The organism is Natranaerofaba carboxydovora (assembly GCF_022539405.1).
Taxonomy (GTDB): Bacteria; Bacillota; Natranaerobiia; order Natranaerobiales; family Natranaerofabaceae; genus Natranaerofaba; species Natranaerofaba carboxydovora.
The window spans coordinates 996,010-1,012,931 of record NZ_CP054394.1 but is presented as its reverse complement, the minus strand read 5'-3'; the positions used below and the strand labels follow the sequence as shown (position 1 = coordinate 1,012,931).

Sequence of the window (16,922 nt, the reverse complement as noted above, 5' to 3'; positions counted from 1 at the left end):
CTTACAATTTCTCTACTACTACAGCCATACCCATTCCTCCACCAACACACAATGTTGCTAAACCGTATTTGTTTTGTCTTCTATGCATTTCTTTTAAAAGTGTGAGTATAATTCTTGCACCAGTACTTCCAACAGGGTGGCCAAGACTAACCCCACTACCGTTTACATTTACTATATTCCTGTCTAACTCTAAAAGCTTTTCACAGGCTAAATACTGTGCCGCAAAAGCCTCATTAACTTCAATAAGTTCAATATCATCTAATGATAGTCCAGCTTTTTCTAATGCCTTTTTGGTCGCAGGTACCGGACCATATCCCATCAAATCAGGTTCTACTCCGGCCCAGGCATAACTTACTATCCTACCAAGAGGCTTTATATTTTTTTCTTTTGCCTTATTTTCACTCATCATTACAAGTGAAGTTGCACCATCATTTACTCCTGAAGCATTACCTGCTGTTACTGTCCCATCTTTTTTAAACACTGGAGGTAATTTGGCTAATTTGTCAAGGGTTAAATCAGGACGAACATGTTCGTCTTTATTTATCGTTTCAGCTTCTCCCTTTTTCTTAGGAACCGGCACAGGCACTATTTCCTCTTCAAAATGCCCATTCTCAGTTGCTTTTTTAGCATTTTTGTGACTTCTAAGAGATATTTCGTCCTGTTCTTCTCTAGTAATATCATATTTTTCAGCCAAATTTTCTGCAGTTTTACCCATCAAAATATCATGGATAGGATCAGTTAATAATTCAAGTAAACTATCTGTAAGACCCCCATGCCCCATTCTTTGACCAAAACGTGCACCCTTTAAAACATATAATGCATTACTCATAGACTCCGCTCCACCTGCAATCACTATATCAGCATCACCTAGGCAAATTTCTTGATAAGCTGATACTGCTGCCTGCATACCAGAACTGCATTGTCTTTGTATTGTAAAACCTGTTGTTTCCTTTGGAAGCCCTGCTTTTAGGGCAGCCGTACGTCCAAGGTTAGGCTCGTCTGTACGCTGTATACAATTACCCAGAATCACTTCATCAACTTCATCATAATTTACATCAGATCTTTGCATAGCTTCCTTTATTGTTATAACTGCCAAATCATTCGCCAAAAGGTCCTTAAACTGCCCGCCAAAATCTCCGATAGGTGTTCTAACTCCCTCAGCGATAATAACATCCTGCATGATTATATCCATCCTTTCAATTTAGTTAATTATAGATAGTTATTAGTCTTAATTTCAATATACTTACATTTCCTTTAGTACTTTTTCTTCGAATAGTCCTTGATTCCCTGCATTGTTATCCATAAAAAAAACTGGTCTATTTAAATCAGACCAGCTATTGTGCTTAGTTAACCTCCCATATATGGTTCTGGTGCAAAAAGTTGAGTAGACTTTTTGCACCAGAATTATTAAATTTCCATTATTATTGGTAATATCATTGGGCGTCTGCGAGTTTTTTCAAAAAGGAAATTCCCAAGCACATCCTTCACATTACTTTTAATAGCCTGCCATTCACTCATCTTGTTCTTTGACATTTTGTTTAAAGCATCAATAACGTGTTCTCTTGCGGTTTCCAAAAGTTCTTCTGATTCCCTAACATAGACAAATCCTCTTGAAATTATATCTGGACCTGCCACCAGTTCAAGGTTTTGTTTGTCTATGGTAAGCACGACAATCAAAATCCCATCCTGGCTCAAAAGTCTCCTGTCTCTGAGAACTATATTGCCAACGTCACCAACGCCTAAACCATCAACTAATACCTTGCCTGCAGAAACTTTTCCATTTACTTTGCCTTTCTTGTCTTTAAATTCAATTACAGTTCCATTGTCAACCAAAAAAACATTTTTGGATGGCATACCTAACTTTTCAGCTATTTGTTTATGATGAACCATCATTCTATGTTCACCATGAAAAGGTATAAGATACCTTGGTTTTACAAGGTTTAAGAGAAGCTTAAGCTCTTCTTGGCTTGCATGACCAGAAACGTGTACTCCCGAGGTAGACTTATAAATTACGTCCGCTCCTCTTTTGTACAGATTGTCTATACTTCTTGAAACAAGCTTTTCATTCCCGGGTATTGGCGATGCCGCAATTACCACTGTATCATGAGGCTTGATCTGTATTTTAGAATGATCATCTGAAGCAATTCTGGTAAGAGCACTCATAGGTTCTCCTTGGCTTCCTGTTGTGATCAAAGCTGTCTTATCAAAGGGCATATTATTCAACTCTTCAATACTTTCCACTATTACTTCAGTATTCTTTAAGTAGTTGAGCTCACTTGCGACATCTACAACATTTTTCATACTTCTTCCAACTATACCTACTTTTCGCCCATACTTTTTGGCGGAGTTTAAAATTTGCTGTATTCTGTGAATGTTAGATGCAAAAGTTGCAAGTATAACCCTTTGGGGAGCTTCTCTAAATATATTATCAAATGTTTCTCCTACTTGTCTTTCACTAGAAGTAAAACCTTCATGCTCTGCATTTGTACTGTCTGAAATTAAGCAAAGAACATTCTCATCCCCTAATTTAGCTAGCTTGCCAAAATCAGCTTTCATGCCATTAACAGGGGTATGGTCGAATTTAAAATCTCCACTGTGTACAATCTTACCCTCTGGTGTACCTATAATTATACCTATAGAATCAGGAATGCTATGATTCGTTCTAAAAAACTCCATTTCAAAAGGTCCTATAGGCATTTTATTGTTTGGGTTTAACTGTTTTAAGTTTGCTTTTTTTAAATTACTATGTTCTTTAAGCTTTCTTTCTACTAACCCAAGGGTGAGTTTAGTTGCATAAACCGGTGCATCAATGTTTTCAAGCAAATAGGGAAGCGCACCGATATGGTCTTCATGACCATGAGTCAAGAAGATCCCTTTAAGATGCTGCTTGTTATCCATTACGTAACTAAAATCAGGTATGACAAAATCCACACCCAGCATTTCCTCTTCAGGAAATTTTAAGCCCGCATCAATAATGATAAATTCCTTATCATACCGGATAACAAACATGTTTTTCCCGATCTCACCCAAACCACCCATTGGGATTATTTGTAATTTTTCGGAACTAGACAAAAGAAAAAAGCACCTCCTTTTTTTATATATTACCCGTCTCTTACCATTACGATAAATTATAACGTAGTAATGCCAATATAGCAAGAAAAAAAGGCCGATATTTGTCGACCTTTTGAAAAAGTTATAAAAATTTTTCGTGTAATATATTTACAGCTTTATTTAGGACTTCTTCTGAGGTTAACACTGATATGCTTATATCAGAGTCAGAAGTTTGAAATACAGTGATTTTTTCTTCATTTAATATTTTCAATACTTTAGCAGATAAACTAGCAGCTTCTTCTAGGCCAGCATGTAATAAGGTTATCTTTGCTAAGCCTTTCCTATGATTTATTTTACCAAGTCCCCTAGATTGCAATTCACTTAACAATTCTTGGAGATATTTTTCTTTTAAAGCAAAAATTATTTCATATTCAAATATATTAAACATTTCAAGCTGCACCGCTGTTTCTGAGATTATTTCAAATAATTTCACTTTATCATTTTGGGAATTTGATTCATCTAAAGCGACTTTAACTTTTACAAGACCAGGTGTATGAATAATGCCAGTTACTTTATCTTCACTATTTTCATTAATTCTCTCCATAGAACTTACTACTCTGGTCCCACTTTCTTTTGAGCTTGTATTTTTAATTACAATAGGCATTTCATACTTCATGGCAAATTCAATTGCAGCAGGATGAACAATTTTGGCGCCATTTTTCGCCATTTGAAAAATTTCATAAAAAGTTATTTTATCTATTGGCTTTGCCTTTGGCACAAGTTTTGGATCAGCAGTCATTAACCCGTCAACATCAGTATAGACTTCAACCATTTCTGCATCTAGATGAACTCCAAGCGCTGCAGCAGTTGTATCGCTTCCTCCTCTCCCAAGTGTATTAACTTCTCCTTCTGGTGAAACACCTTGAAACCCTGCGATTACTACAACTTCATTTTCTTTCAAATATTTTTTGATCGAATCAGAATCTATATCTTTTATTAAGGCTTCCCCATAATTTCCATCTGTTTTTATTCCAGCCTGATATCCTGTGAGTGATACAGCTTTATACCCTGACTTTTGTAGACCTGCAGCCAGAACTGCACTAGAAATAACCTCTCCACAGCTCATAATTTGATCTAGTTCTCTTTTTGATACATTTTCATTTTCACCTTTTATGAGTTCAATCAACTTATCTGTTGAATAAGGTTCATTTTGCCTCCCCATGGCGCTTACAACCACTACTGGAATTTTATCTTGTTTTTTTGCATTTATTATATGATTAATAACTTGCTGTCTCATAGATTTATTTTCAACCGATGACCCACCAAATTTTTGAACTATTATTTCCATCGTTTACTCCTCCTCAGGAGACAATAGAACAGGCTGCAGCTGTTTTCCTTCTAAAGCGTGAAGTATTGTAGGTATTATTAGTTTCATATTTGAAACTACTGAGTTAGGTTTTCTAAAAGGTTCATCTTGGCTAAATGGTACAAAAAAAACATTCTTAGCATTAACCAAAATGCCTAAATTCTTTCCATTTAACCCAAGGGCATCGTTTGTAGCTAAAGCAATAATCACCGGCTTTTGATTTCTCAACTGTGCTTTGGCTGCCATAGTCACAGGTGTATCTGTGATTCCATTTGCAAGCTTAGCAAGAGTATTTCCGGTACAAGGAGCAATTACCAAAACATCTGCTAATTCTCTTGGTCCGATTGGCTCTGCAGAAACTATTGAGTTGGCAAGCTTTTTACCTGTCATTTTTACAAGTTTATGTTTCCATTCAACTGCTTCTCCAAAACGAGTATCTGTGGTATCAACTGATTCAGATATTACTGGTTGAACTTCAGCACCTTCTTGAATTATTTTCTCTAATTCTGGCAAAATCTCATCTAGAGTACAGTGAGAGCCGGTAAGACAAAACGTTATTTTTATATTTTGAAGTTCCACTATTTTCACCTCCCCAGATAATTTTTTAAAATTTTAGGATAAACCTGTGCAAGGATATTTGCAGCACTTTTTGGAGCATATTTCCCGGGTATTCCTTTAGCTAAAATTGCGTTTATTTGTTTTCTATTACAAGCTTCAAAATCTACCCCACCCTTACCTGAGGCTATATCAATAATTACTGTATCTTGATGCAATCTGTTAACTATATTTTCATCTATTACTAATTCTGGAACTGTATTAAATATCAAGCGATATTCATCCAATTCGTTTTTTCTATACTGATCAAAAGTCATTGCTTTTGTTCCCATCTCTTTTGCCCTTGCAAGATCAGCCGGTCGCCTTGCTACAACCATTACATCAGCATTTAGAGATTTTAGTTTATTAACAAGAGTTATCCCACATCTACCAAATCCCAAAACAAGCATAGGACTGTCATCCAAAGTAAAAGATGTATTATCTATCGCTAAGGAGATAGCTCCTTCAGCGGTGGGGATAGAATTAAGAATCGCTATCTCATCATTTTCACCCATTTCAATTAATAATGCATTTTTTTCTTCATAATAAGTTTTAAGTTCTTGACTTGCATGACCAACTATTGTAAGGGGTATCTCTTCCAAATTGTTCAATTCATCCTTTAAGTTGATTTTTCTATTCGTAAATTTGGCCTTTACATTCCAATCGGTATCAATCCCCGGGAAAGGCAATATAATAGCATTAACTTTTTCATTTAAATCTTTTAGGGAATAAATAGCTTTTGCATCAATATTATGGCGAGCTTTTTCATAGCCCACCGCCAATATATTTGCTCCCCTAGACGCTAAATCATTGATCAAAAATACTTCTCTTTCGTCACCACCTATCTGAGCAATTGTATAATCTTTTAACTCCATTTATGTTGCCTCCCTTTAACAGACATCATCTCTTTCACATTACATGTTATGAGATTATTAAATAGTTCGTGCGATTAATAAATGTATTTAGCCATAAAAAAAGCTGCCCCATCATAAAGGGCAGCTGAATTCAAATGAATTTTTTAGAAGTTAGTCTTGGTTATAAGACTCTACTTCATCTGCATTTTCTTGTCTTAGTACTCTTTCAGCATCATCAGCTTTTTGCTCACTTGTTTCAATTAAAAGAAGAACATCTCCTTCACGAACTCTTGATTCATACATTTGGCCCTGTTCTTCAGGAATTCCATAATCGATCAAACCACCAGCTATACCACCGGCGACAGCGCCTGTTAGAACTCCAGCAATTGGACCTGCAGCAATAATAGGACCAATTCCAGGAATAACTAGAGCTCCTACTCCAGCAAGAAGACCTGCAAGACCTCCAAGCACTCCTCCTGTAGCTGTGCCATCACCTAAATTTTGATTATCATAACTAGCACCAGCATCAGTTGTTTGGTCTCCCTCTTGTTGTCTATTATCTCTGGCTATAAGTGAAATTTCATTATCACCAAAACCATTTTCCCTTAAACTATTAACAGCCGATTTAGCTTCTTCATTTGATGCAAATATTCCTACAACCGTTCTGTTCATACTACTACCTCCTTTTACAGCAATGATTTGATAGAGATATTTTTCTAAAAATACCTATATCTATTTTTCCCCTTTAGAATTTATTTATGCTTTATAACTTAGCTATTTAAATCCACTATAACCATATCAACACCAACCTTTACTACTGAATCCCAAGGAATTTCATGATTATTTTTTTTGTTTATGGATAATTTTTTTTCTGGCAGAATCAGAGCTTTAATTTTACCTGTGTTATGATCTATTAATAGCTCTGCTTCACCAAGATGGCCAAGCTTTAAACCATCTTTATAATTTATAATCTCTTTTTTACTTAAATTATCAAATTTCATATAATACCCTCCTTTGTCTATCCTATAAAAATTTATGCAAAATAAACCAAAAAAATAAGAGTTAATTAACTCTTATTTAATAATTGATTTTTCTGCCATAATTCAATTTTTATTCTACTGCAAAAAGTCATATGAACAAAGTTTTGCTATTAATTGCAATATACATCTTGATGAGAAAGCAGGAGAAATAAGGTCTAATGACAGGATGTCATTAGCTAATCGAACTCAGGACGAGTTCTTTGATTAGGGAACCTTATTTCGACTGCTGACGAATCTTAGATGTTTCAATTAAAAGCAATTTACTTATGTGAATAGACTTTTTGCAGTAGAATCAATTTTTTTCTCCAGTATGTCCAAAGCCACCTTTTCCTCTAACACTTTTTTCTAATTCTTTTTCGTCTTCTACTATTTCGATATTAGGCTTAATAACCTTACTTACAATCAGTTGGGCAATTCTCATACCTCTTTCAATTTTAAATTCTTCACTACCATGATTTATAACAATGACTTTTATTTCACCTCTATAATCAGAATCTATCGTACCAGGGCTATTTAGAAGAGTGATCCCGTAATTAACTGCCAACCCGCTTCTTGGCCTAATTTGGGCTTCTAGTTCCGATTCTAATTGTATTTTTATGCCCGTTGGAACTAAAATTCTCTCTCCAGGTTTCAAAGTCAACCCCTCTTTTTCAACAGCTGCATATAAATCCATTCCTGCAGCACCATCAGTTTTATAATGAGGAAGTGGCAGATCATTTGCGCTCTCCTCTTTATAAATAAACATCTTGTACTTCTCCATTATTTATCACCTCTAGTATTTTGTTTATTTTACAGGATTGTAAGCATTATTTACCGGACCAATTAAAGCAGTCGATAATTTACCTGGCACAAATAATTGGTCTGCTAATTTTTCTAGATCAGAAAGTTTTATTTTATCAATTTTTTCAATAATTTCATCAGGCGTAAAAACTTTTCCCTTCAATAATTTTGAATAACCAAGTCTCATCATCCTAGAATTAGTACTCTCTAAACTGAAAATAATACTTCCCTTCACCTGGGCTTTTGCTCTCTCAAGCTCTCTACTAGTAATATTCATATTTTCTCTTCGCCCTGCTAAACCTTCTAGGTTGTCCCAAATTATTTCACCAGTTTGTTCAATATTTTCAGGACTAACTCCGGCATACACAATTAATATACCGGTATCATGAAAAGCTAGAGGATAAGAATATACAGAATAAGCAAGTCCTTTTAGCTCCCTGACATTTTGGAAAAGTCTAGAGCTCATACTACCACCTAAAATATTGTTTAATAAACTAAGCTGATAAATTTTTTCATCATTATAAGCAATTCCCGGAAGAGCAAGGCAGTAGTGAGCCTGTTCAATATCCTTATACTTGTATTTATCATCAGTTTGATATACAGGACTCCCAGCATTTAAATGAGCATCATTTAACCTTTTCTTATCAAAATATTTTTTTATAATAGAAGTAGCTTTCTGAGGCTCAATATTACCTGCTACAGAAATAACAATATCACGGGACAAGAAGCCATTGATATAATAGTCCACTAAGAAGTTTTTGTCTATATTATTTATAGTATTTTTATCTCCAAGAACATTAAATGCCAGTGGATGACCTCCATAACAAGAATCTAACATTAGATCATATACTTGATCTTCAGGACTGTCATTATACATTTTTATTTCTTCTAATATTACCTGTCTTTCTTTTTCTATCTCTTCTTCTGGAAAAACGGAGTTAAAAAAAACATCTGCAACAATTTCTAATCCTTTTTCAAAATACTCATCAATAACCTTTAAGTACACACAGGTGTACTCTCTTGTTGTAAAAGCATTCATCTCACCCGCAATATCATCAATCTCATTTGCTATATCCTGCGGGCTCCTATTTTTTGTTCCTTTAAAAAGCATATGCTCCATAAAATGAGAAACACCGTTAAAATCAGGATTTTCAAATCTACTACCACTCTTAAGCCATATCCCTAAAGAAATTGACCTTATATTTTCTACTTTCTCTGCGATAACCTCTATTTTGTTATCAAGATTGGTCGAATAGTACAATTTTATTGCCTCCTAATAAACTAAGTATTTGATTCTGATGCAAAAAGTTATATTATGTGAATAGACTTTTTGCACCGGAATAACTAATTAAGCGATGATAATTCTTCGTCGTCTGCAAGTAATGTAAATGAAACAACTCCACCACTAGCCTCTCCTTTGATAAGTAAAAAGTTTTCGGTATTATTTCTAAACTTTAGATCTAAGTAATCCCCTGCAACTGTAGCATCTCTTCCAGGTGGTACATAATCAACTGGTTCACCATGAGGATATCTCTCGACCACCTCAAGCCCAGCTTCGAGAACAACATTATATAAAGTAGATGAAACCTGACAAACTCCTCCGCCTATTCCATTTACCACAGAATCACCAACTATAATCGGAGCGAAGCGATAACCTTCTTCCCACGTTCTTGGTAGAGTTTCCCCATTAAATGAAAATACCTCTCCCGGCCAAATAACAGTATTATTTACATCGTTCGTAGCCACTTCAATATTAGTAACCCTACCTGCACCGCCTCCTGGACCTATTCCTGTAGAATAACCTGAAATTTCATGTTCGATTGATTCTAATATATTACTAGATAGTCTAGGATATAGAGGCATTGTTTCAAGTTTAACTTCTGTGTTTTTTGATGCATTCATGATATTTTCTACTGTCTTACCGATCAATACCTTTTCTCCGATCGTCTCATCGGTTATTTCCCCGGTTTCATCATCTATATATGCATCTCTGTATGGTTTATCCACTTCTTTAGCCAGTTCCCTTACTAATTCTTCAACTTCTTCTTCAAATAATCCTGCCAATTCTATATCATAAAGATAGACCCCTCTTTCAACCCCATAAATAGAACGCTGTATTTTTTCTATACCATCTAATTTGACCATTAAACCAACAATTAGAATAAAAACAAGAAGTAATAATAACTTTTTTTTAGAAAGTAAAACTGAAATAAACCTAATTTTCATATATATCTACCCCCAACTGTTCTGATACCGGAACAACTTTATATGACTTTTCTTTTAAGCCTGACAAAATTTCATCTAAAGCTGTAACTGTATCTTCAGTAGGGTGCATCAAAATAAATGCTCCCGGATGAATACCATCCAATATCTTGTCAGTCATATAATCAATTCCAGGCTCCATCCAGTCAATCGTATCGAGACTCCACATTACAGTATATACACCAAGATCATCAGCCACTTCAAGAACTCTATCATCAAAATCTCCTGCAGGAGGTCCAAAAAGTTTAACTTCTTCATCAATAATGCTTTCTATAGTTTCACTGGTTTTATTAATCTCCTCTTTTATTAAGTTCCTATCGATTGTGCTCATATTATAGTGGCTATATGCATGATTTCCTATTTCATGCCCTTTATCAAAGATAAATTTAGTCTTTTGCGGATTATTTTTGGCCCATCTGCCTTCTAAGAAAAATGAGATTTTCACTTCATGTTTATCCAAAACTTCAATTAATTCATCGATATGTTCACTACCCCAGGCAACGTTGCATATAAAAGATACTTTTTTAATATTGGGATTACCCTGATAGATAGGTGCGGGAGTTAAATCATTGGTATTTTCAGAAGGTTCTACAGTGGTAAAAACGGGGGATACATTTTCTCCTTTTTTTGCCTTATAAATATTATTTAAAGTTTTTTCGGTATCAACCACTTTACCTGTTGTACCTGGAACTATCCCTCCTGTAGAAGGGTCTATATAAGCGTTTTCAGGTTCTATTTCCAAATCTTTTGTATGGTTTTTAATAAATTCTTTTGTTTCGTCTTCATCAGGTTTTACACCAAGTTCTTTTTCGAGAGGGACGTTTTCTAACTTTACCCCTGGAGATATTGCATTATCATCTTTTTCAATGCTATTATCAAAATTCATGAAAAAGAAAATCAAGGCCAGCTTTAAAATTAATAAACCAATTATTAATTTTCTTTTTCTCATAACTTTTATGACCTCATTTCTTTTGTATATTAAAAACAAAACCCTAATGTATAATTATTAAATATATAGTAAGTTATGAGAAAAAAATAAAATGACAAAAAAAAACATAAACCATAGGGTTTATGTTTTTTTACTAACTCTTATTTTTAAACTTTGCTTTTTCTTTACTTTTATCTTTGTCAATATCTTTATCCTTTTCTTCAATCGCATCTTTTCTAGAAAGATTTATTCTACCTTTATCATCAATATTAAGCACTTTGACCAAAACTTCATCTCCTACTTTTACTATATCTTCAGTTTTATTTACTCTTTCTTCAGCCAGTTTTGAAATGTGAATTAACCCTTCTTTACCTGGTAATATTTCTACGAAGGCTCCGTAATTTTCAGTTCTTTTAACCTTGCCTAAGAAGATATCTCCTGGCTTTGCTTCTTTAGTTAGCTGATCAATTGTTTTAAGTGCCTTCTCAGCACTTTCAGCATCATCAGACGAGATATAAACCTTACCATCAGGTTCTATATCGATTTTTACACCTGTTTCATCTATAATCTTATTAATCATTTTTCCACCCGGACCAATTACGTCTCTTATTTTGTCAGGTGAGATCTGCTTTGTTATAACTCTAGGTGCTTGAGGAGATAGTTGATCTCTTGGCGCCGCTATAACCTTTTTCATTTCTTCAAGGATGTAAAGATAACCTTCTCTGCCACGATTTATCGCCTGTTCTAATATTTCTCTGGTAATACCTTCAATCTTGATATCCATCTGAAGAGCGGTAATGCCTTCTTCTGTACCAGCAACCTTAAAGTCCATATCTCCTAAAAAGTCTTCAATCCCCTGAATATCACTCAAAATAGCTATCTCATCATCTTCTTTGATTAAACCCATTGCAATTCCTGATACAGGTCTCTTGATAGGAACCCCTGCATCCATAAGCGATAATGAGCTTGCACATACACTTCCCATAGATGTTGATCCATTAGATTCTAACACTTCACTAACTAACCTTATTGTATAAGGGAAGTTTTCCTGAGATGGGATCATTGGATACACAGCTCTCTCAGCCAAAAATCCATGCCCAATTTCTCTTCTACTAGGGCCGCGCATAAAGCCTGCTTCGCCTACACTAAAGGGCGGAAAGTTATAGTGATGCATATATCTCTTAGACTCTTCCAAGTCAAGCCCATCTAGCATCTGCATATCACCTAATGCTCCTAGTGTACAAACATCTAGTACCTGGGTTTGCCCACGGGTGAAAAGTCCTGATCCATGGGTGTTAGGTAATAAGTCAACTTCACACGAAATCTCTCTTATCTCATCCTGGCGTCTTCCATCTACTCTCAAGTTCTCCTGAATGATCATTCTTCGCATCTCGTTCTTTAAAATCTTTTCAAAAGCCATTTTAACCTTGTTGCTATGTTCAGAAGGAGAATCTTCTTCTATAAAATGCTCCATTACTTCGTCTTTAACCTTATCTACAGCTGTTTCTCTTTCTTTTTTGTCTACTATATTTAAGGATTCTTTTATCCTATCCAAACAAAACTCGTTAATTTTGTTAACCAGCTCTTCCTCTGGTTGTTCTAAATAAACTTCCATCTTTTCTACTGCGTTATCTTTAGCCATCTCTACTTGAAGTTCAATTATTTTTTTTATGGCTTCATGGCCTGTCATTATAGCTTCTATCATCTCATTCTTCGGGATTTCATTAGCACCAGCTTCAACCATCATTATGGCATCTTTAGTCCCTGCAACAACCAGGTCTAGGTCATGTTCTTCCTCTTCATCATATGGTGGGTTTATCACAAGTCCATTTTCATCTTTTCCTACATTTACTGCAGCAATAGGTCCATGAAATGGTATGTCAGATATCGTTAAGGCTGCAGAGGCCCCTATGATACCAGCAATTTCTGGCGAGCAGTCCTGGTCTACGCTAAGTACAGTAACAACTATATGAACCGCATTCCTAAAACCATCTGGAAAAAGAGGCCTTAAAGGACGATCTGTTAATCTTGCTGCCAAAGTTGCTTTATCTGTAGGTCTACCTTCGCGCTTGATGAATCCTCCCGGAATCTTTCCCACAGCATAAAGCCTTTCTTCATAATCTACTGTCAATGGGAAAAAATCTATTCCCTCTCGTGGTTCATCAGAAGCTGTAGCAGTAACAAGTACTACTGTATTTCCATATCTAACAGTTACAGCCCCATTAGCCTGTTTGGCAAACTTTCCTGTTTCTAACAGAAGTTTTCTACCATTCAATTCCATACTATATTCAGGCATATGTTATTTTCCCTCCTTTATTAGGTAACTTAATTTTTGATTCTGATGCAAAAAATAGACTTTTTGCACCAGGGCAATTTTTTGATAGTAAATTCAAATAAAAGCGGGAAAACCCCGCTTTTATTAATTAGTTTGCACTTAAATTATTTTCGTAAACCAAGTTTTTTGGTGATTTCAACATAACGGTCAACCGAGTAACTTTTTAGATAGTCAAGAAGCTTTCTTCTTTTACCGACCATTTTTAGTAGTCCTCGCCTTGAATGATGATCCTTTTTGTGAATCTTCAAATGCTCGTTTAGAGTGTTGATTTTTTCAGTTAGGATTGCAATTTGTACTTCTGGTGATCCTGTATCAGAATCATGCAGCTTGTACTTCTCAATTATTTCTTGTTTCTTTTCTGTTGGTAAAGCCAAAAATTTCACCTCCTATTTTTTTAAACGCCAAAAGCCAAGAACAACGCCGGAGAAACGCTGATCCTAGCCCCTGGTTGACGTTATAAGTTTATCATAGATAACCTTCAATGTAAAGATTTAGATATTTTATCTTTTGCTACATTTAGGTCCTTTTCCATCTGTATTGCTAATGCATCAGGGGTTTCAAAATACTTCTCTGGTCTAATATACTCTATAAAGTAAAGAGTAAGGCTGCAATCATAGATTATTTCATCAAAATCCAAAAGATGTATCTCTATCGTATCGATCTTTTTGTCAAATGTAGGCCTTAGACCTATATTACATATTCCCCAATGACTTTCGTTATTTTTTCTTACTTTTACTAAATATACTCCCCTACATGGTAAAAGTTTATTAGCAGGAGGTTCAATATTAGCAGTTGGAAAACCAAGGGTCTTGCCCCTGCCGTCTCCTTTTACAACAGGCCCACTTATATTATAGGGACTATTTAAATACTTAGATGCTTCATCTGGTCTACCGTTTTTTAGTAGCTCGCGGCATAAGCTGCTGCTAATTGGGATTTGATCTTCTGATTTTACAGGAGGAACAGTTGATATCCAAAAATTCAAAGACTTGCCATAAGCCATCAAATCTTCTGCTTTGCCCTGTTTTTTAGCACCAAAAGTATAATCATAGCCAATAGATACTCCAGCTGCATTTAAGCTTTCTTTAATCCATTTAGCAAACTCCAAAGGTGATTTCTTTGCAAACTCTGTTTCAAAATCTTTAACTACAGCTAGCTCTATACCACACTGTCTTATCTTTTCTATTTTTTCTTCAAAAGTTGTTAGTAAAAAATCTTTTCTATCTTTAAAATAAATTTCGGGATGAGGTTCAAACAATAATACAGTCGGGATAGTTCCATATTCTTTAGCATGTGCAGCTGCATCTTTCAATATTTGTTGATGTGCTACATGAACTCCATCAAAATTACCTAGCGCTATCCAAGTTTTCTTTTCATATTTTCCTTTAATATAGTTTTCATAGTTCATCACTTTCATAATATCACCTATTTCTAATTTAGCTGACTAAACTAGCACTTTTTCTGGTTTTAATTTTCCATGTGAGATTTCCCTACCAAGTCCCAGGAATTCTTCATTTTCATCATAAATTCTATATAAAGAAGGTTCAATAGTATCTGGTATACTTATATCAACTGCATTTCCTGATCTAAAAAACCTACTTTTCTTTTCATTTAATTTAACCCTTGGAAATTCAACTAAAGCCTTGTCCATAGTAACAATATAATTGTACAAGTCTTCATCTCTTGCATCAATAAATTCTTCATATCTTATAGCATTATCTATGGTAAAGTTGCCTGCCTTTGTGCGCAGTAGAAAAGACATATATCCAATAGTTCCAGCTATTTTAGCTAAGTCCTCAGCCAAAACTCTAATATATGTACCTTTAGAGCAGTTCACTTTAAATAAAAACCTTTTCTTATTTTTATGTAAATAAGTATGTTTTAACTGTAGATCATATATACTTACATCTCTGGGTTCTCGGTTTACGGTTTCGCCATTTCTAGCAAGTTCATATAGTTTTTTGCCACCTCTTTTGATTGCAGAATACATTGGAGGTACTTGTTTCATTGATCCGATTAATTTTTGGTACCCATCAAGGAGCTGTTTTTCATTCTTTTCTGTAACTGGTACTTCTTCTAGTATATTTCCCTCACCATCTAGAGTATCGGTACTAACCCCAAGGGTTAATTCGAAAATATATTCTTTATCCTGGCTAATAATATAATCACTAATTTTTGTTGCCTTGCCAATAATAAGGGGAAGAACCCCACAGGCTCCTGGGTCTAATGTCCCTGTATGTCCAATTTTTTTAATCTGTAATTTTTTTCTCACCTGGTCTACCATGTCATGAGAAGTTGACCCCGGGGGTTTTAAAAGATTTAATATCCCTTTCAATTTCCTAATTTCCCCCTTTTAGTTCTCTTTTCAAGCGATCTATGATTTCATCTCTAGCTTCACCTAACGAAAGTTTTAAGAGACAACCTGCGGCTCTTTTGTGACCTCCACCTTGATATTCACTGGCTATTTTCCCAACATCATATCTGTTAGAACGCATTCCCACTTTAGTGTAGCCTTCTTCTGTTTCTTTAAAAAGGACTGCAAATTCAACAGGCTTTAAACTTTTAGGAAAATTTATGACTCCCTCAAGTTCATCACTTCCTGCTTCATATTTATCTAATAAATCTTTACTGCAGGAAAGCCAGGAAATTTTGTTATCTTCGCTTATCTTCAAAGTATTAAGTAAATCTCTAATGAAATAAAAAGTTTTAACCGACATGGATTCATATATTTCTCTGGCTACCACATGTGTCTCAACACCATAACTTATGAGCCTGGTTGCAGCTTCAAAAGCTTTTTGGTCAGCATTTTCAAACTTAAAGCAACCAGTATCTGTGAGTATTCCAGCATATAAGCTGGTAGCTATATCTTTATCCAAATCTATATCCAATTTATCTTTTGAAGACTCAAGCAGATCAAAAATAACTTGACAGGTAGCAGCTTTATCAGGTTCAACCAAGTTTAGCTGCCCAAACATGGTATTAGTTGGATGATGATCTATATTTATCAACACATCATAATCCACCTGACCTGCAACAAATTCAACGCGATCTCTATCACTTGAGTCCAGAGTTATTAGTGCCTGGGTCTTTTTTGTTTTGTTTTGGCTTTCTTCAAATATCTCTATATTTTCAGGTTTGGGCAAGAATTTATACTTTTCAGGTATTTCTTCAGGATATATTATCAAAACTTCTTTGCCTAGTTTTTCTAATAATAACCCGAGACCATTTGCGGAGCCTATAGCATCACCATCCGCACTAACATGACATGTGATCACAAATTTTTCTAACTCATTTAATTTCGATATAACATCTGATTTACTCATCTTTATCAGCCTCTTCATCGGTTTCCCTATCATCTTTTCCCAGATCAAGTTCTCGCAAAATTTTATTAATATTATCACCATGCTCTATAGAAGCATCAAATTTAAAAATTAATTCCGGTACATGTTTAAATCTCATTCTGTTTCCAAGTTCACTTCTTACAAAACCGGTTGCCCTTTCAAGAGCATCTAAAGTTTTTTGACGCTGCTCTTCATCACCATAAACACTTACATAAACTTTCGCATGTCTAAGATCACCTGAAAGGTCTACATTAGTTATTGTTACAAAACCAATATCTGGATCTTTAGCTTCTTTTTGAACTATCTCACTCACTGTTTTTTTTACTTCTTCTTGCATTCTATTTTTTCTGGATGAATCCATAAAAACTCACCAT

17 protein-coding genes are annotated in these 16,922 nt (G+C 34.9%); all 17 read right to left on the bottom strand.

What is annotated here, in order from left to right; genetic code table 11:
• Position 1 precedes the first annotated feature (1 nt).
• The 17 genes from ACONDI_RS04935 to rbfA all read right to left on the bottom strand — a co-directional run bounded on the left by ACONDI_RS04935 (position 2) and on the right by rbfA (position 16,909).
• Positions 2-1,180: a thiolase family protein gene (locus ACONDI_RS04935; RefSeq protein ID WP_241080372.1), complete on the bottom strand. Its 1,179-nt coding sequence runs from the start codon at positions 1,178-1,180 to the stop codon at positions 2-4.
• 227 nt (positions 1,181-1,407) lie between these two features.
• Positions 1,408-3,039: a ribonuclease J gene (locus tag ACONDI_RS04930; RefSeq protein ID WP_420848182.1), complete on the bottom strand. Its 1,632-nt coding sequence runs from the start codon at positions 3,037-3,039 to the stop codon at positions 1,408-1,410.
• Positions 3,040-3,193: 154 nt separating this feature from the next.
• Positions 3,194-4,399, bottom strand: a complete 1,206-nt coding sequence (locus ACONDI_RS04925; RefSeq protein ID WP_241080370.1) for an aspartate kinase — start codon at positions 4,397-4,399, stop codon at positions 3,194-3,196.
• Between the two features lie 3 nt (positions 4,400-4,402).
• Entirely contained in the window at positions 4,403-4,996 is a 594-nt protein-coding gene (locus ACONDI_RS04920) for a dipicolinate synthase subunit B (RefSeq protein ID WP_241080369.1), read from the bottom strand.
• 5 nt (positions 4,997-5,001) lie between these two features.
• The gene (dpsA, locus tag ACONDI_RS04915; protein WP_241080368.1) at positions 5,002-5,886 is read right to left on the bottom strand and encodes a dipicolinate synthase subunit DpsA; all 885 of its coding nucleotides are present in this window, start codon (positions 5,884-5,886) and stop codon (positions 5,002-5,004) included.
• 150 nt (positions 5,887-6,036) lie between these two features.
• The gene (locus ACONDI_RS04910; protein WP_241080367.1) at positions 6,037-6,537 is read right to left on the bottom strand and encodes a general stress protein; all 501 of its coding nucleotides are present in this window, start codon (positions 6,535-6,537) and stop codon (positions 6,037-6,039) included.
• Positions 6,538-6,635: 98 nt separating this feature from the next.
• A complete protein-coding gene (locus tag ACONDI_RS04905; RefSeq protein ID WP_241080366.1) occupies positions 6,636-6,866 on the bottom strand; it encodes a YlmC/YmxH family sporulation protein in 231 nt (76 codons plus the stop codon).
• A gap of 331 nt (positions 6,867-7,197) precedes the next feature.
• Positions 7,198-7,665, bottom strand: coding sequence for a dUTP diphosphatase (gene dut / locus ACONDI_RS04900; protein ID WP_241080365.1), 468 nt, complete (start codon positions 7,663-7,665; stop codon positions 7,198-7,200).
• Between the two features lie 24 nt (positions 7,666-7,689).
• Entirely contained in the window at positions 7,690-8,946 is a 1,257-nt protein-coding gene (locus tag ACONDI_RS04895; RefSeq protein ID WP_241080364.1) for a M16 family metallopeptidase, read from the bottom strand.
• A gap of 83 nt (positions 8,947-9,029) precedes the next feature.
• A complete protein-coding gene (locus ACONDI_RS04890; protein WP_241080363.1) occupies positions 9,030-9,911 on the bottom strand; it encodes a VanW family protein in 882 nt (293 codons plus the stop codon).
• The gene (locus tag ACONDI_RS04885) at positions 9,901-10,896 is read right to left on the bottom strand and encodes a polysaccharide deacetylase family protein (protein ID WP_241080362.1); all 996 of its coding nucleotides are present in this window, start codon (positions 10,894-10,896) and stop codon (positions 9,901-9,903) included. Before ACONDI_RS04885 ends, ACONDI_RS04890 begins: the two co-directional genes overlap by 11 nt.
• A 133-nt stretch (positions 10,897-11,029) precedes the next feature.
• Positions 11,030-13,171 (bottom strand): polyribonucleotide nucleotidyltransferase, encoded by a 2,142-nt coding sequence (locus ACONDI_RS04880; RefSeq protein ID WP_241080361.1) that lies wholly within the window; start codon positions 13,169-13,171, stop codon positions 11,030-11,032.
• A gap of 143 nt (positions 13,172-13,314) precedes the next feature.
• Positions 13,315-13,584, bottom strand: coding sequence for a 30S ribosomal protein S15 (gene rpsO, locus ACONDI_RS04875; protein WP_241080360.1), 270 nt, complete (start codon positions 13,582-13,584; stop codon positions 13,315-13,317).
• Between the two features lie 104 nt (positions 13,585-13,688).
• Entirely contained in the window at positions 13,689-14,624 is a 936-nt protein-coding gene (locus ACONDI_RS04870) for a bifunctional riboflavin kinase/FAD synthetase (protein WP_241080359.1), read from the bottom strand.
• A gap of 27 nt (positions 14,625-14,651) precedes the next feature.
• Positions 14,652-15,542 carry a tRNA pseudouridine(55) synthase TruB gene (truB, locus tag ACONDI_RS04865; protein ID WP_241080358.1) on the bottom strand — a complete coding sequence of 297 codons (891 nt, stop codon included), beginning with the start codon at positions 15,540-15,542 and terminating at the stop codon, positions 14,652-14,654.
• A gap of 4 nt (positions 15,543-15,546) precedes the next feature.
• Positions 15,547-16,530, bottom strand: a complete 984-nt coding sequence (locus ACONDI_RS04860; protein WP_241080357.1) for a DHH family phosphoesterase — start codon at positions 16,528-16,530, stop codon at positions 15,547-15,549.
• Complete coding sequence (rbfA, locus tag ACONDI_RS04855) at positions 16,523-16,909, bottom strand: 30S ribosome-binding factor RbfA (RefSeq protein ID WP_241080356.1); 387 nt, start codon at positions 16,907-16,909, stop codon at positions 16,523-16,525. Before rbfA ends, ACONDI_RS04860 begins: the two co-directional genes overlap by 8 nt.
• Positions 16,910-16,922: the final 13 nt, after the last annotated feature.

Excerpts from the sequence above, each read along its gene's own strand:
- ACONDI_RS04935 (WP_241080372.1), bottom strand. The coding sequence starts at position 1,180 with ATGCAGGATGTTATTATCGCTGAGGGAGTTAGAACACCTATCGGAGAT.
- ACONDI_RS04860 (WP_241080357.1), bottom strand. The coding sequence starts at position 16,530 with ATGAGTAAATCAGATGTTATATCGAAATTAAATGAGTTAGAAAAATTT.
- dut (WP_241080365.1), bottom strand. The coding sequence starts at position 7,665 with ATGGAGAAGTACAAGATGTTTATTTATAAAGAGGAGAGCGCAAATGAT.
- ACONDI_RS04925 (WP_241080370.1), bottom strand. The coding sequence starts at position 4,399 with ATGGAAATAATAGTTCAAAAATTTGGTGGGTCATCGGTTGAAAATAAA.
- rbfA (WP_241080356.1), bottom strand. The coding sequence starts at position 16,909 with ATGGATTCATCCAGAAAAAATAGAATGCAAGAAGAAGTAAAAAAAACA.
- ACONDI_RS04885 (WP_241080362.1), bottom strand. The coding sequence starts at position 10,896 with ATGAGAAAAAGAAAATTAATAATTGGTTTATTAATTTTAAAGCTGGCC.
- dpsA (WP_241080368.1), bottom strand. The coding sequence starts at position 5,886 with ATGGAGTTAAAAGATTATACAATTGCTCAGATAGGTGGTGACGAAAGA.
- ACONDI_RS04930 (WP_420848182.1), bottom strand. The coding sequence starts at position 3,039 with ATGGGTGGTTTGGGTGAGATCGGGAAAAACATGTTTGTTATCCGGTAT.
- ACONDI_RS04905 (WP_241080366.1), bottom strand. The coding sequence starts at position 6,866 with ATGAAATTTGATAATTTAAGTAAAAAAGAGATTATAAATTATAAAGAT.
- ACONDI_RS04870 (WP_241080359.1), bottom strand. The coding sequence starts at position 14,624 with ATGAAAGTGATGAACTATGAAAACTATATTAAAGGAAAATATGAAAAG.
- ACONDI_RS04880 (WP_241080361.1), bottom strand. The coding sequence starts at position 13,171 with ATGCCTGAATATAGTATGGAATTGAATGGTAGAAAACTTCTGTTAGAA.
- ACONDI_RS04890 (WP_241080363.1), bottom strand. The coding sequence starts at position 9,911 with ATGAAAATTAGGTTTATTTCAGTTTTACTTTCTAAAAAAAAGTTATTA.
- ACONDI_RS04910 (WP_241080367.1), bottom strand. The coding sequence starts at position 6,537 with ATGAACAGAACGGTTGTAGGAATATTTGCATCAAATGAAGAAGCTAAA.